Below are 15949 nucleotides of genomic sequence, written 5' to 3'. Positions count from 1 at the left end.
GTAGAGCTCGGCGTATCCTTGCAGTCCGTCAGCCGCCTGCGTCAGCGACGAAGAGGTTTGCGCGGTGCCAAGCCAGCTGTCTGCGGTGCTTGTTCGTCAGTGAGATCGGCCCCAGCCAGCGCAATTCGGCGCGGGCGACGTCGCTGAGGGCCGGCGACAGCAGCGGTCGGCCTTCGTCATCGAAGGAAGCCAGCCCCCGATCAAAGGCCGCGTCCCATAGGGCCGAGAGCAGAAGGCCGTTGTGGACGTCCAGACGCTCGGCGTCGGTTGAACAGGCTTTCCACGGTACGATGTGCGAGGCGCGCAGCAGGGCGGTGTCGGTGATTCCGGTGAGCGGACATCGCCCCTGCCAATAGTCGATCAGGCTGGCGCGAAAGATGTCTTGGCCGACCCGTTGAACGACGAGCCGCTCGGACTCGGTCGTCTTCGGCAGGTCCCTGACCTTCGCTTCGAACTCTCGGAGGGGCGCGTCCGGCAGGCTTGCCGCGAGCTGATAGATGCGCGGCAAGAGGTCGTAAACGCCCCCGAGGCTCTCGAAGGCGTAGCGGGCGAGACCGGGGCCTGGGATGTCCGCGATCGGGGCGTCCAGCTCCTCGATGACGCCCGGGTGGTCCAGCGCGACAAACCAGGGGCCCCGCGCGCCCGCTGCGGCGAGATAGATCACGCCCGGCGCCGTGGTCGACTGGAACGGGGCCCACCCCTCCCGCTCGTCCAACTTACGGCGGAAACCGCTTTGGAATGCGACCTTGTCGCATTCCTGCCGGACCACAAAGGACTGGGGGTGCTCAACGCTAGGCATAAGTCTTACTTACCTTCTGCCTCTTTTTCGGCGAGCATCGGTAGCACCCCAAGGGCGTCAAACTCGCCGTTCTCGTCCCTGCGATCCCGAGCATCTGAGAGCAAACGTCGGAGCGCGGTATTCGCTGTACTGGCAGATTTTCAATACGCGGAGGGGTTCCGAGGAGTAGTCGGGACCTTTCAAGTCGCCGGGACCTCGGACGCAGTGCAGCTCCTCGCGGTTCTGGCCGTAGGCCGCGTAGGCGGCGTCGAGATCGGCGCGCAAGGTGCGCGGCCAACATTGGTGCAGCCGAACGGCGGGCGTCGCCGCACAGATCGTGGGAAAAGGTGGCGAGGCCGCGCGCAGTGTAGCTGATACCAATTTTGGTCATGCCTGCGAACTTTTAAATGAGAGTTTCAATCAATCTCGCATCTCAATCCAATGTGTCTAGAGATACAGAAATGTTCTGCGCGATAATCTGATCAATACGCTGCACTAATTCTCCATGAACTTCTTCAAGGTTGGTCACACCCTTGCGGAACTTCCGAGCAGGAACCGACAGGAGCTTGCTGGCGAGATTTGCAATTTCGGTTTGCCATTGCGCGCCAACGAAAATCGGAATTGGAAGGCGGCCGATATAGTCAGCATCGAAATGCATAGTCAGAACAGAGCGGTTAAACACTACCCACTTCATGTACCAATTGGCAACTCGACTGTTCATAAACGCAAGCACGTACTCGTACGGATAAGCGCAACAATCGGAGAGAACGACACTATTGATCGTGTCAAGCGTGATGCATTCCTGATCCAGAAGCGTCGCTTCAATTTTAATGACCGAACTTGATATATTCTTTAGCGCGATGCGGCGAGACAGTTGACGCGTGAAGGCGTTATCGGCGAGGAGCTCTGGATGTCGTGAGTTCGCATATATAAATGGCTCGTCGGTCTCGTCCCAAACAACATAGCTTGTGATGTTTTTGCCACCCAATACAGGCATTGCAGCATCGTCGACGGCGTCAGCATGCAGGTTTCTCTTGGACTGCAACCCAAGACCGCGAAATATGCCTCCATTGGGAATGCAGAGCTGCGAAAGCGGTATGCCCTGCTGCTCGATTGCAGAGGCTATTTTCATCCGCTTGGGCGTTAGATGGATCTCCCAATATCCTCGATCCCGCCAGACATTAGAATGGCGTTTATCCAGAGATTGGAACACTTGACCGTCGAAGTAGCCAACAAGCGTATGGGGCGATGATCCTGCTTTTAAACAAAAAGTTAGCAAAATCTGCTCAAGCCCGACATCCTTGAAGGCGGCGCCGCAGTCTGCCAACAGAGTTAAGTCGCCACGCGCCGTTATCAGGCCACGCGTCTTTTCATATGATGCAACGTAGCTGATTGACTTCGGAAGAATGAAGCCTAAGGCTGCCCCAACATTTCCGAAACGGATTGCCTGAGCCAAGAAATAATTACAAATGTTTGATCCATCAACATCATCTTCAAATGACACTGAGAAGAAGTTTCTAATCGAACTCCGCGAGGATGGTGCGGCACCATAAGGTGGATTACCCACGACCACATCGAACCCGCCACGCTGTATCACATCCGGGAACTCAAGCGGCCAGTGAAAGGCGCGGGCGCGGTGGGCGGCCTTGGGCGCATCCAGCATCGATGGTCGGATCTTGCCCTGATTGAGAGCAAGCCAGAGTTCTTCGGTCGTTGGGATCGTCCGCACCGATGGGCCGGTTGGCGCATGGCCGATTTTCGGGAGCAGGAACGCCGCAACGTAGAGATCGCAACCGATAGCGGCGCGCACGTAAGTCTGGTCCTCGCGCAGCGCTTCGAAGCGCGCGGCCTTGGCCCCGATCTGCTCGACCGTGTCCTCCGGCAGATCGCGGAAACCGGAGAAGTCCAGCGCCAGCGGCCTTGTCTCGGGGAGCTTGTTGACGCCAGCTCCAAAGTCAAAGCCGCCCTGGCCCTGCCTCGCTGCAGCATTGACGCGCTTATAGATGCTAGCGATGTCCCTATCGTCCCCGGTCAGTGGCTTGTAGGCGGCGTCGGGGATGCCGTCCTGCAGCACCTTAAGATCAAACACGCCGAGCAGCGCATCGCCGCAACGGATCTGAGCGTCGAAAAAGCCGAGCGGAAGACCCGGGTCCACCGTCTCGATCCAGAGCGCGACCTTGGTCAGCTCCACCGCCATGGGGTTGCGGTCCACCCCGTGGATGCAGCAGCGCGCGACATCGCGCAGCGCATGGCGGAAGTCGGCAAGCGAAGGCGTGCCCTCGGCCCGGATGCGCGCCAGCCGCGTTGCGATGCGGCGAGCGGCGGCCAAAAGGAAGTGGCCTGAGCCGCAGGCGGGGTCGATGACCGAGAGTTTCAGTAGCGCCTTGGCGGGGTCGTCCGCCTCGGCCTCGGTCTTGTCGAGCACGGGGTCGAGCGCCGTATCAAGCAGCGCCTGAACGAGGCTGTCGGGGGTGTAGTAGGAACCGGTGGTCTTGCGCTGGTTGCCCTTTTGCTCGGCCGCTTCGGAGGCGAAGATGAGCGTCCTGCCGTCGTCCCCCAGCTGGGGCTGTAGTTCTAGGAGGGACTCGTAGACTGAGCCGAGTTCCTCAGTCTCCATGGCGCGCCAGTTGACGGGCACCATGCCGGTTTTGTCGGCGAGCCAAGAGAGGCGGTAGAGCGCCTCCATGAAGGCGCGATTGCGCAGGCGCGCGGTTTCGAGATGGGGCAGCCTGTCTTCGGTGAAGAGGCCGCCGAGCGCCGGTAGCGCGAGCGCTTCCTGCCCATGGGCGAGCGCCCGGAAGACAATCTTGATGCCTTCATAGCGGTCGTGATGCTTGTCCCAGGTGGCGGCGCGGTAGCACTGCTTGCGCAGGGCCGAGAGGCTGTAGCCCTCTGCATAGAGCGCGCGGGCATCCGACTTCGCTTTTGCCGGATGAAGGAGGTTCCGATCCTCGGCGACCATCAGGAAGATCAACCGATAGACAAGACGCAGCAGTTCGTTGAACCAGGCGGTGAGGTTCACTTCGCCAGATTTCAGCTTCTCGGAGAGGTCGGGGTTGGCCTCCAGGAAGCCGGAACCCAGGACCTTCAGCGCAATCTGGACCTGACCGGCCAGGCGGTCACGGGCGACTTCGCCCTCGCGCGATCCCGCCTCCCGCCAGCGTTCAAGCGGGCAGTCCGTGGCCGGGGCGTCTGCGACACCGAAGCGAGACCTGTGGATCAACAGCCAGAGCGCCGCGAAGGACGCGATGTCCTCGGTCGAGAAGATCTGGGCGAGGTCGGCCTCGATAAAGGCCGGACGTGTCAGGGAGGCGTTGTCCCGCATCAGGCGCATCTGCGCGCCGTTGGTGACGATGCCCCACAGGGCTTCGTCTGTGTCGTTCAGGTAGTCCTGAAGCGCGAAAGCCGGCGACCGGGACCGATCAATCGAAAGGGTCGGGCTGCGGCGATCCAAGGTTTCGCTGGGCGGAACCACCACAACGGGCACCCGACTGCTGGCGATCAGAGCTAGCGGTGCGGCGGCGGGCGTCAGATCCTGATAGCCGAAGGTCTCCCTCAGAAAGCCCGTCATGAAGCGACGCGTGGCGTCTTGAGAGGGGGACTCGATCTTGTTGAAGGCGTCGAAGTGCGACTGACCTACCCGGAACGCCGTCGAGATTTCCTCGCGGATCGTCAGGCCTTTGCGGACGGCGTAGTCTTCCTCGGTCTGTTCGGGCGCCTTTCGCTGGTCGATCTGGGCGATCATCGCCGGGGCGATCAGGTTGCCCTCAAGACGCAGCGAGGGCCAGGCGGACATGTCGGAGATCGGTTTGCGGGCCATGACTACACCGCCGCCGGCATCAAGACGAACAGGCCGATGACGTCTGGCGGCAAGACGGCTTCGACGCTTACGCGGGAAATGGAGCCCGCCGCGGCGCGCAGGCGAGCATGATCCTCTACAAGCTCGGCGGCGCGTTGGTTGACGAACTGCGCCAACGGTCCTTCGAGCAGCTTGGGGAGTTCCTCTTGGGCCGTGTTGATCAGTCGATCTCGAGCGATAGTCGCAAGATCGGCCGTGGCCGGCGTGCTGAGCAGGGCGCGGGCGTCTTCTCCGGACGCCACGATAGTGGCCCCCTGCAGGGCGACCAGAGCCGCTTCCTCCGCCAGCAGCAAACGTTCCTTTCGGGCGTGGATTGTGAGCTTGTAGCGCACGCGCAGCAGGGCCAGGCGGGTCATGTTGGTGACCGCCGTGGTCGGCCAAGCCCCGACGCGACCAATCCCCAGATCCGGAAGCGCCTCCTGATCCAGTGAGGCCTCGACCAGGCTTTCGGCGAGAGACGCGGTCAATGGATGAGTTCGCGTCAGCAAAGCGGCGTCGGACGGAGCGGGCTCCGCCATCGCAAGCTTCACCGACGGGGCAAGGCCACGCTGTTCGAGCTTTTCCTTAAGAGCGTGCTGAAGCGCGTGGACATGCGCCACATAGACATTCCGCTTCTTCTCGAGCGGGACGCCAAACCGCGACATCGCGCTTTCCACGAAGTGCTTGGTGTCTTCGGGCGAGCCTAGGAGGTGCTTGGCCTTGTCCCACTCTGGCGTCACTTCGGCCGGCTTCATAGCGTTTTGCGCGAAGCGGGCCCGGGACTTCTTTTCATTCTCGCTGGCGTCACGCCAGCGCGCTTCCATCGCCCTAGCACCGTCCTCGAGCCGAAGGTCGAGCGTCAACTGCCGGTGCGCTCCGCGTCGCAGCATCATGGCCGACATCAAGGCGTCGGTAACGGGACCGCGCTCGTCGGGCAGTGGCACCGTGACGCCGGTGGCCTTTCTGATCTCCTGGGCTTTGCGCAGGATCACATCCAGGACGGCGCCATCGATGGCGCTGTCGGGCGAGAACATCATGATCGAGCGTACAAGCTCGGCCGGCTGGCCGAAGCGATCGACGCGGCCTTCACGCTGCTGATGACGGGTTGGGTTCCAAGACAGGTCGTAATGAACGACGGTGTCAAAGAGCTGCTGCAGGTTGATGCCTTCGGAGAGGCAGTCGGTCGCCACCAGGATCCTCTGCGCGCCGTCCTCCAGAGCCATCTCTGAGACCCGATCGCGACGTTCGTCGGGCGTGAGCTCGCCGGTCACGGAGTCGACGGTGAGCTTGGGGAAGGCCTTTCGCAGACCAGCCTTCACATGCTCGGCGGTGGCCAGATATCGACAGAATACGACAGGGTTTGCGCCGCTCTTGATCATGGGCCTTAGCACCCCGATGAGAGCTTCAAGTTTTGGGTCCGTATCGGATAGCAGCTGGCCCGCTAGATCCATAAGGGCGCGAAGCTGGGGATCATCGGAAAGCGCCATATTCGGCTCGATATCCACAGCGTCTTCATCGTCGCCGTCTTCGTCGTAGATCTGCGGTTCGAGGCGATCGGCCTCATTGGCAGCCCGATTTCGAAGCGCGCTTAACGCGGCCGCGGGCGAGGAGCCTACGCAACGCATGAGCGCTAGGGTGCCCCAGAACGCTAGCCGCTGGTCCTTCTTGTGCGCGCCGGCTTTGGAAACCAGCGAGAAGCAGTATTCAAGGACGGCCTCTTGGAAGGCCAGGTGCTCGCGCGACAGATTGTAGGCGTGTTCTTTGGTCTCGTGCTTGGGGAAGGACCGGTCCTCTTGCCAGTCGCCCTCGATTAGGTCGACGCGACGACGCTGGACGTAATGTCTGGCGAGACGCTCACGGTATCGTGCGTCCTCGAAGTCGAGCGTGGCGAAATCGGGATCGATGAGAGAGAGCAGCCTTGAGAAGGCTTCTTCGTCGCCCGAGTGCGGGGTCGCCGTTAGCATGATCATTCGCCGCTCGGCGTCCCGCGCCAGCCCTTGCAGCAACTCAAATCTCTGCTGTCGGCCCTTGTGGGTGCCTACGCAGGCGTGCGCTTCGTCGACGATCACAAAGTCCGGGCAGGCTCGAGCAAATCCCTCCCGACGCTTCTCGGCCTTAATGTAGTCAAGGCTGACGACTGTGTGGGGATAGGCGTCAAACAGGGTCTGCGCGAGGGGCAGGTCACGTTCGAGGCGCGCTGCGGTGCCTGACGTCACCGCGACCGCGTCGATCCCGAAACGATCCTTCAGTTCGACAATCCACTGATCGACGAGATGCGGCGGACAAAGAACCGAAAAGGCGTCGACCTCGCCTCGGTCCATCAGCTCACGGAGGATGAGCCCCGCTTCGATCGTTTTGCCGATGCCAACGTCATCCGCGATCAGCAAGCGAGGAACTTGCAACCGAAGCGCCATAAGGAGCGGCACCAGTTGATAGGTCCTCGGTTCAAAGGCTAGTTGCGCGGCCGAGCGGAAGGGGCCAGCGCCGCGCCGCAAGGTCAGGCGAAGAGCGTCCGCCAAGAGCGCCGCCTTAGCTTGAACCGTAGTCCGCGCATCTATGGGCAGGTCGAACCGTGCAGCTTCTACCGCTGAAACCTCCAACGACGGGTCGAGAACCACAACGTCGTTTTCGCTCCCAGATAGCGGACGAAGGGCCAGAATTCCTTCTCGTGGCGCGGGCAGAGCAACCCACTCGCGTCCACGGGCGCGCACCAGGTCGCCAGGAGAGAAACTAAGCACCATCACTACCCTTCAAGAGCGCTCGTAGTTCGTTCGGTACGCCGGCCTCAGGTGAGGCTGGCAGCTGCAACAGCTCCCAGCCTTTGCTGGCGGCATCCTTTGCTGCAGCAGAGGAGACTGGCTGGAGGCTTGCCGCGACAAAATGAGCCCGCCAGGTGAACTCGACCTCCAGGTCGGCAAAGCTCAGTCCGATTGTATCGGGCGGGGGGAGGCTCTCCTCTTGAAAGGCCTTGAGCCAAGGAGAAGGCTCCGCCGCGATCCTCAAATCGATTTCCGTGCGGCCGCGGGCCAGGTCGATCAAGAGCTTAGCGACCTCCTTGCTGCTTCGGTCGATTTGCTCGTGGTCTGGCTGGTTGAAGTACGACAACAAGCAGCGGTAACAGCCCCGAACACAGGCCTCATCGGGCTTTTCAGACAGTAGGTCGGCGTCGCCACTCGATATGGCCGCGTCGATATTGTCGAAGTGCATAAGTCCGAGTGCTGTCCGAGCGACCTCACTGATAGCTTCGGGGCTATCCACCAAACGAGATAGAACGCCTGCACCGCCCTCTGCTGCTTCATAAGCGAGGATCGCTCGACGATTATCGCGAGCGGGTAGCGGCTCACCCAGTATCTCGCCCTCTTCCAATTGATAGACGACTTCGATGCCGCGCAGGAGCGCATGCTGAATGGTCGTTATCGTGCTCGGTGCGAAATCCTCCGGCCTTTTGAAGCGTAGAAGTAACGCGTTCTTGCGGTCTCTGACGATCGGCACAATCCGGACGGGTCTGGCCATATCCGGCGGAACGTCAACGTCTGCATCCTCTTCTTCCGATTTCGCCCAATAGCCCGTTCTCGGATCGATGTTGAAGCCAAAAACAGTTTGGTCTCTGCGGCGCTTCAAGCCCCGGTTGAGGCGGCTGATCTCGGCGCTATTGGCATACTGCAGGGCAAGAATTGAAACGTCCTCGCACTTGAACTCCGCACTAGTGACCTGAAGTTGATCATCCTTTTTGGGCCAAGCGAAAACGGTCTGAATATCGAAGCCTTGGCGAACTCGCTCTTCGTCGTTTGCGGTGATGCGTTCCGTTGGAGCCGCTTCGACGTTATCGATCCTGAGCGTTCGCTTGATCGGCACCTCGCCAGCCATGTGTGCATCGCAGCCATGACAGCGTTCAACCTCGACCTCGTGGCATGCTCCGCAATTTGAGCAGATATAGATGTCCTTGGTCGCGAGTTCAGACCCATCGCCTTCGCGGACTTCAGGCGGCAATTTCGCCTTCATCACCCGATAGGCGCGTCCCTCATGATAGATAAGGCTCCGCGGCCCAAACTCTGAGATCGCGAGAAACCGAGCGCGAGACAGAAACGATCCCGTTTTGCCTTCACCCGGCACAAAAGCGTAGAGCGGGAGGCGTGGGAAGTTGTAGCCCGGTAGGAAGCCCTCGGTTGCGAGATAACGGTAGGAATAGAAGTCAGAACCGTTGGAGGCCTTGCCTTGTTCAAGAATTGACAGTTGATCGCTGGCTTGCATCTGCGCAGCCTTGATCTTGCGGCGATCCGCAGCGGAAAGGCCTGCTATTTCTGAGCGAACATTCGCCTCAGCAAGTTGCGTGCGCGCCGAATGGTAGAGCTCGCGCCAGCGGTCAAAAGCCCGATTGAACGCCTTCGGGGCACCCGCGGCTACCTGCAGAACATATTCGTCTGCATCCTCCATCCAGACCGGCAGCGCGCCGCCATCAGCACTTAGGATCTGATCCAGCACTCGGCGCATCGGATCACGCGAGCGCAAGGCCAAACCCGGGTCCGAAATGACGGCCAGGATCTCCTCCTTGAGCGGATATCGCTTGCCGCTAAGGTCGAGAATATCGGGGATATCAGGAGAGAGCGCCAGTCGGCTCTCGGCCAACCAGATCGCTTGCAAATGCGACCTCAGCAGCTCCTCATTTGTGATGTCCAAAGCCGGTGGGCGGACAATACCCGCAACCATGTCGTTGCGGCGCTGGAAGAAGTACTGGTCATGGGGGGAGCCAGACGCACAATAGGTTACAACGACCGCCGCCTGACCGGACCGTCCCGAACGGCCCGCACGCTGCGCGTAGTTCGCCGGCGTGGGCGGCACGTTTCTCAGGTAGACAGCATTTAGGGCGGATATGTCGACCCCAAGCTCCATCGTCGGAGAGCAAAACATCGCGGGAAGAAATTGGTCCGACTCGCCAGTCGCCTTGATCTCGCTCCTGTTCTCGGATTTAGCGAGGTTGTCGAGGTCATCCGCCTCGTATCTAAAGCGCCACTCGCGCCATTCTCTTTGCTTCTGCGAAACCTGCGCCGTGTGCTCGCGCCCCTCCAACCCCCAGTAGGCGCTATGCCCGGCGGCCAATCCTGCCGCGATCGAGGCGTATAGGTCATGGAAATAGCGGTTTCCGCGCTTACTCTCATCTGACAGAGCCGCACCTGGAATGAGCTTGATTGAGGAGGGCGTAAGTCGCCAGCCAACAAGGTCCGAGTCTAGCTCGACAGGTTGAATGAGGCCCTCAGAAGCTAGAACGTCAATCAGCCGCTGGAGCATCTCAAGGTACTCGTCACGACCAAGTTTTCGACCGAGTATACTTTTCTTATTAATTAACCTTGCAATGCGCGAGTTATGACCGCCACGTAACAAGGTCTGCTCTTCGCGGAGCCCAACAATATCTTTGCCCGGTGCCCGTAGCAGCAAAGTCGATCGGCTACGCAGGTTTTCCTTCGCATCAATCGCCCAGGGAGACCGAAGGAGTGAGCGCGATTTCTGAGCAACACCATCCAACACGGTGAGGTCCAGAGCCTCCGTGTTGACCGCAAGCCCTTCGAGCATTGCGCCAAGGAGGCTATTCAAAAGCTCTGTGCGTTGAACTTCAGACTGCTCTCCCAGTTCGGGGAGCACGGTCATCAACCTCTCAGTGTCGGCTGCTAGTTCGCTGACACCCACAAACTCTACATCGATAAGCCTTAGGACAGACAAGCTTGGATTGGTGTAACGCCAGCCTCTGCGGAGATCGGTCCAAACGCGATGGGCCAGCACTTTGGCTAGCGCTCTCTGCGCATCTTCCCTAACAACCGCGCCAGCCGCAGGATCAAGCATCCAATGCGCGCGCGCCTCCTTATTGGAGGAAATGAAGCCCAGTGCTTTTACGACATTTAGGCCAAACTCATCCTCAGTAAGGCCGTCGAAACCTGCTGAAGTGACGGCTCTTAGAATGCCCCCCCTAAGAAGGCTTACAAAAAGAAAGTCGTTGAAATGCCCGGACTGGAGGGCGGCATCTTGCCTATTGTCGGTGAAGCCCAAAAGCTTTCGCTTCGTAACAGAAACGCCGCTTGTCGGCTTGTTCATCCATTCGAGAGCACTGGAGACAAGCAGCGTTGTAGCTGAGCTTCGCCCCTCGCCGGATAGGCCTGCCAGCTTACTGCGTTCACGCATCCCCTGGTTAGGCTCGTCCTTACAGCAAAGGCAAAACGCGAATTTGCCAGGAATGAACCAGAAATCCTTCCCGTCAGCGCCTGACTTGCCCTCCGGCGTCAACGCATACAGCGTCGGTACACGCTTCTTCCGATAGGATCGAAGCCGCTCAACGCCATTGCGCTCTTCGAGCCAGCCTTCTGGATAGCCGCTTAGGGCTCCATCAAAGGCGAACTCAGCGTCATCGGGCCTGGCAGGGCAAAGATAGCCAGCCATCTCGACATCGTCCTCGCTCTCGACAGGCGTGTCGTCGATGCTTCTGGGCAAGAACCTCGTATGGCCCTCCACCTCCGTCTTGGTCACCACATGATATTCATGTCCGCAGCTTCGGCAGAAGCGCGTCGGATAAAGTCTATTTCCCGGGGCATCCGGATCTTCCAGTTGCCCCTCAAACAAAACTTTTCGCGGGCTTTCATTCAGCGTGACAAATATCTCGCTGGCACCGGAGATAAACCTGTGCAGCTTGAATGCTAGGAACGCCCCATCACCCGCACCTCCACGCTGATTCTCCGGGAGGCTTACTAAAGTTAGAAAGTTCTCAAGATAGACGCGGCATTCTGCAGAATCGATGCCGCTATCCCTCGCTAGGCGTTCTACCGCTTTGTCGAACTGGACAGGCTTCTTTCTCTTCAGCTCAAGCCTGTCATCGAGCCCGAGTGCGAGCTCCGCCCACACTGCGACTGGATGAGTCCTCAGCTGTTCGTCGCTTAAGGTAGTCGGAAGGGGCAGCCGGAGAGTGTCGGCCAGATCGGAGATGGCTTTCTCGAGGGTGACCCTATCGTCGGTCGCTCTCTGAAGCGACTCGTCGATAACAGCGTCTGGACCGATTTCAGACCCGAAAAGTCGGGTCGCAACTCTGGCCACCGCAAGAGAGCGCCCCTCCTCGGTTCCCTCAGACGCCATTGTTGCGGACGTCCCAATACAGATTGGGGCCTTGCCGGGTGTACAACGGTCTCGTAGCCGGCGAACGAGCACAGCGACGTCGGCGCCTTGTCGACCTCTGTAGGTGTGGAGTTCATCGAGCACAATGAACTCAAGACCCACAGCGTTCCCGATGACCTTCGCGTCCAGTTCATCCTGACGAGTTAAGAGTAACTCCGCCATCATGTAGTTAGTCAGCAGGATGTCGGGTGGATTGTCGGCAATTCGCCTTCTTTCTTCTTGGCTTTCCTGCCCCGTGTACCGCTTCACGATGGGGCGTAAGCTTTCTGGCAAGCCTGACTGCCCGATGAACTTATCGATCTCTTTCATCTGGCTGTTAGCCAGAGCGTTCATTGGGTAAACGATGATCGCGCGCGTAGTACGGGGCTTGCCCGCCCGAAGTGCTCGAACAATCGCGTCGACCACAGGCACGAAAAAGCAGAGCGATTTGCCCGAGCCGGTACCAGTCGTAACGACAAAGCTCTTGCCAGTTTTCGCTTTGGCAATGGCCTCCGCCTGGTGCCGGTGGAAGCGCAAAGGCCTTTCACCAATCCGAAAAACCTTGCCAGTCGCTTCGTCCAAATCACTGGAAGCGACGAGATCGTCTACCGTTGGGCCGGCGAGAAAGCGCGGATTAAGCGAAAGCAGTGCGTCCGGCCAGAAGCGCCCGATGTCATATTGGGCGTCAATCGCATTGCGCAGATCTGGCGAGCGGATCGTGCTGAAGGATCGCGAAAAGCGCTCGTAAGAGCTGATCAAATGGCGATCAAAATCGAAGGCTCTCATGAACGCCCCTAGTTGCGATGGGGGCACATTAACCGCTGTAAGTTGAAGTTTGCCAGCCCAATGCAGCTCGCCTCACGAGCTATCCCCAAGGCAGTTAGCTCGTGGCATCGAGACAGGGTTTTCAGTTCGACTCCCCAAGCTTCTGACGTCGCCGTCCACAGCTGAGTGGCGCGCCGGAAACCCGTTGGAAACCAGGCTCGAAGCTGATCGCCGGCCTTTCGCGCTCAGGGCGCGTCAGCCGTGTCGAGTTGCATGCCGCGTAAAGTTTCAACGATCCACAGCCCCGCCACAGTCCAGCCGATCAAGCGTCGCGGTAGGCAGCCAAGGCCGATCGAAGACAAGCCCAAGCCGCTCTGGACAGAGTGGGAAGACCCGGGTGACTTCGCCTCTGCGCTGGATCTGCAGATGAAGCGGCATGGTGACTCCGCCTACCATCTCCAGCGGGCGTTGGCCGCTAAAGGGCCGACTGTAAACGTCACGACACTGCGCATGTGGCGCATAGGGGCCAAGTCTCCAAATGACGCCCCGAGTATGCGGGCGCTTGGCCGTATCGAGGCGCGCTACGACCTTCCGACGGGGTACTTCCGTGCCAAGATACCCCCGTCGGGACGCGCGGTGGCCAACCATCGCTTGCCGGGCCTGACGATTGCCGAACGGCGACGGCTGGCCTGGCACCTACCCGACGATTTCAGTCAACTACCGCTGGCGAAACGCGAGGAGATCCTGGACTGGGTGCGGACGGTCATCGTCTCCGGATCAACGGAGTACCGGCGCTATCAGGCGGCGGCGATGCGGCAACGCTTCGCCGTGCGCTTCTCCGCTTCTGGGAACGACTATGCTGGCTCGGTCGACGATGAGTTCGAGGACGAACTCGATTTGCCAGAACCTGACGCCGAGCTGGTTGCTGGCACCGTTCCCGCCCCAGCCGGACTGGACCAGGAGATGGCCGGTCTCCTGGCGTTCAAGACCGCGGCGCTGACGTCTCGGGGCCTCCAACGCTCCGGCGTCTGGGGATCGGAAACGGCGTCACAGAAGGTCGAACATCTTGGCCTCATGTTCGGCGCACTGGCGTCGGCGCCGACAAGCCAGATCGCGGGCGCCGGCGTCCCCCTGCACCGCCTCACCTTCGCTCTGCTGGTGATCCCGGCCGTCTGGGACTGGTACCTTCAGTGGCGGCAGGGGCGACGGGGCTTCTACACCCAGTGGGAGGTGGAGATGCTCATGCTGGGGGCCGCTCTGACCCGGCGTGAAACAGGCTGGATCCGACAAACGCCAGCGTTGGCTGCGCGGTTGCGGCCTATCCAAGGCCTGCTGTCGCAAGCCGAGATCGATGCGGTTCGCGCGGACTGGGATGCGGCCTGCGACGAGATCCATCGCCATGCGCTGCATCGCGCCAAGGAGGTCGCCCGCATCGCCCGTGTACACCGGGATCCGTTCGAGCCGATCATGGCGATCCTCGAAGCGGATAGTCCGCTGGCGGCGTATCGGAAGATCACTGAGGAAGTGCTGGCGCGGGCGCCGGACACGCGGCGCTATCCGGTGCCGGCGGCTGAGGCCTCCAGGGCCTTTCTGATGCTGCGCTTCGGATTGCATCTCGGCGTACGCCAGAAGAACCTGCGCCAGCTGTTGATCTGTCAGCGCGGCGCGCCCGCCTCGTCTGAGCGGCGCCTGGAGACACTGAAATGCGGTGAGCTACGTTGGAACGAACGTGAAGGGGGCTGGGAGGCGTTCATCCCTGCTGTCGCGTTCAAGAACGCGGGATCTTCGTACTTCGGTCGCCAGCCGTTTCGCCTGCTGCTGCCGGACCTCGGCGGGCTCTATGATCAAATCGGAGCCTATCTCAAGGTTCATAGGCCGCGCCTCCTCGGGGGCGCAGAGGATCCTGGGACCTTCTTCGTGAAGACCATGAAGGCGACGAGCAAGAGCGCCGCCTATGATCAGAATACGTTCTATGAAGCCTGGCGACTGGCGATTCAGCGCTACGGCATTTTCAATCCGTATACGGGCCGTGGCGCCATCGAGGGGCTGTTGCCGCATGGGCCGCACAACGTGCGAGATGTTCTGGCGACCCACATTCTGAAGAAGACAGGCTCGTACGAGCAAGCCAGCTACGCGATCCAGGACACTGCCGACACCGTCGCCAAGCACTACGGCCGTTTTCTGCCGAAAGATAAGGCCGCGCTCGCCGCAAAGATCCTGAACAAGGCCTGGGAGGACGCATGACCCGCGCGTCTGTGGACAGCCTTAAGTGGTCGCCATGCCGTTTGTGGACACCGTTACGTGGTGACCCCAAGTGGTCGATTTGACGGTTATCATAAAAATCAACCGCTTACGCAGACAGCGTTAAGTGGTCCCCACATATCGTGTGGGGCCAACTTAGAACTGGCCGCGTTCCAACTTAAGACTGGCCACAGATGCGACCGGCTCGCAACAACATGCGCACTCTGGTAGCCTACGACAAAACTTCGCAGGTTTTGGCCGCATCTGACTCTTCAGAGACCTTGGGAAGGTCTGCATTGGGGCCATCGCCACTTGATCCGCTCGAGTAGACAAAAGGGCCAGCAACGCCCGCTGCGCCGGGAATGAGCATATCGCTGGTGAAGACCTGCCCCTTTTAGACTGGAGAGCGCGCCCTACCAGCATCGCCTTGCTCATTGATCTGGCCCCGCAGCTGGTCATCAACCAGAGCACATGCATTCTGGTGACGGTCACCGCATGATGGGACTGGTCGCCAGGACCAGGGTATGGAAGTCACTGGGCGTGAGGCGTGAGGCGTGAGGCGCGGCGGGAATGCCGTGTTTGCCTGCGCAGATGTTCTGGATCGGTATCTCACCTGCCAGCGACCGTTAGGCGGCTAGCCAATTGCTCAGCGGTGTCGCTGTGTTGGCTTTGTGGTCCAGAACCATCCACAACGGCTCGCGATAATCTTTCATGCGACCCCAAACAATCCGATCGTAAAGTCCCAGGTACTCGGACTCGGCCCAAGTGGTGTCGTGGGCGCTGTCGGCAGACGGAAAGAGAGCTATCCTGGATAGGCCCTTGTAACCATCGGCTAGGCCTAATTCCCAAGGCACCCATTTGCTTTCCTTGCTGTTCTTGGTGACCAGCAGGACGAACTTTTTAGTTTGCTGGATGCGTTTCTTTAAAAGGTTAGCCGTTTCGTCCGTCGTGTATGGCGGCATTTCTGGATCGACTTCATCCGTGTAAACACGAGCTCCGTGGTTCTCCAAAACGATCGTTGCGCCGACGACAAGATCCTCGTCCTTGCTGGAATGAGATAAGAACGTTGACCCTTCGGACGCGCGCTGGCGTGTGGACTTCCTGAGTTCGGCTTGCTCTGTCAGCGACCTACTGGCAGCAAAGGCGCGAAGTTCGGAGCGCGTGATGAATTCGGCCATGTCTCATTACTCAAAGGA

General features: G+C 60.0%; 6 protein-coding genes. 1 reads left to right on the top strand and 5 read right to left on the bottom strand.

What is annotated here, in order from left to right; all coding sequences use genetic code 11:
• Window positions 1-28: 28 nt before the first annotated feature.
• The 4 genes from AQ619_RS07275 to AQ619_RS07260 form a co-directional block, all read right to left on the bottom strand.
• Window positions 29-664, bottom strand: coding sequence for an HNH endonuclease (locus AQ619_RS07275; protein WP_207205023.1), 636 nt, complete (start codon window positions 662-664; stop codon window positions 29-31).
• A gap of 547 nt (window positions 665-1211) precedes the next feature.
• Complete coding sequence (locus AQ619_RS07270) at window positions 1212-4598, bottom strand: Eco57I restriction-modification methylase domain-containing protein (RefSeq protein ID WP_166504180.1); 3387 nt, start codon at window positions 4596-4598, stop codon at window positions 1212-1214.
• Window positions 4599-4600: 2 nt separating this feature from the next.
• Window positions 4601-7357 (bottom strand): DEAD/DEAH box helicase, encoded by a 2757-nt coding sequence (locus AQ619_RS07265; RefSeq protein ID WP_062145906.1) that lies wholly within the window; start codon window positions 7355-7357, stop codon window positions 4601-4603.
• Window positions 7347-12533 carry a DEAD/DEAH box helicase gene (locus AQ619_RS07260; RefSeq protein ID WP_062145903.1) on the bottom strand — a complete coding sequence of 1729 codons (5187 nt, stop codon included), beginning with the start codon at window positions 12531-12533 and terminating at the stop codon, window positions 7347-7349. The genes AQ619_RS07265 and AQ619_RS07260 overlap by 11 nt, the downstream gene beginning before the upstream one ends.
• 240 nt (window positions 12534-12773) lie before the next feature.
• Here AQ619_RS07260 and AQ619_RS07255 point away from each other — a divergent pair, with 240 nt between their 5' ends.
• Window positions 12774-14756 (top strand): hypothetical protein, encoded by a 1983-nt coding sequence (locus AQ619_RS07255; RefSeq protein ID WP_062145901.1) that lies wholly within the window; start codon window positions 12774-12776, stop codon window positions 14754-14756.
• A 623-nt stretch (window positions 14757-15379) separates the two neighbouring features.
• Here the strand turns inward: AQ619_RS07255 and AQ619_RS07250 are convergent.
• Window positions 15380-15931, bottom strand: a complete 552-nt coding sequence (locus tag AQ619_RS07250) for a toll/interleukin-1 receptor domain-containing protein (RefSeq protein WP_062145899.1) — start codon at window positions 15929-15931, stop codon at window positions 15380-15382.
• Window positions 15932-15949 lie beyond the last annotated feature (18 nt).

Source organism: Caulobacter henricii (assembly GCF_001414055.1).
In the GTDB taxonomy this organism is placed as follows: Bacteria; Pseudomonadota; Alphaproteobacteria; order Caulobacterales; family Caulobacteraceae; genus Caulobacter; species Caulobacter henricii.
This window is presented reverse-complemented; position numbering and strand designations above follow the sequence as displayed.

Bases quoted from the DNA above. Each gene is read 5' to 3' on its own strand.
- AQ619_RS07270 (WP_166504180.1), bottom strand. From the start codon at position 4,598: ATGGCCCGCAAACCGATCTCCGACATGTCCGCCTGGCCCTCGCTGCGT.
- AQ619_RS07265 (WP_062145906.1), bottom strand. From the start codon at position 7,357: ATGGTGCTTAGTTTCTCTCCTGGCGACCTGGTGCGCGCCCGTGGACGC.
- AQ619_RS07260 (WP_062145903.1), bottom strand. From the start codon at position 12,533: ATGAGAGCCTTCGATTTTGATCGCCATTTGATCAGCTCTTACGAGCGC.
- AQ619_RS07250 (WP_062145899.1), bottom strand. From the start codon at position 15,931: ATGGCCGAATTCATCACGCGCTCCGAACTTCGCGCCTTTGCTGCCAGT.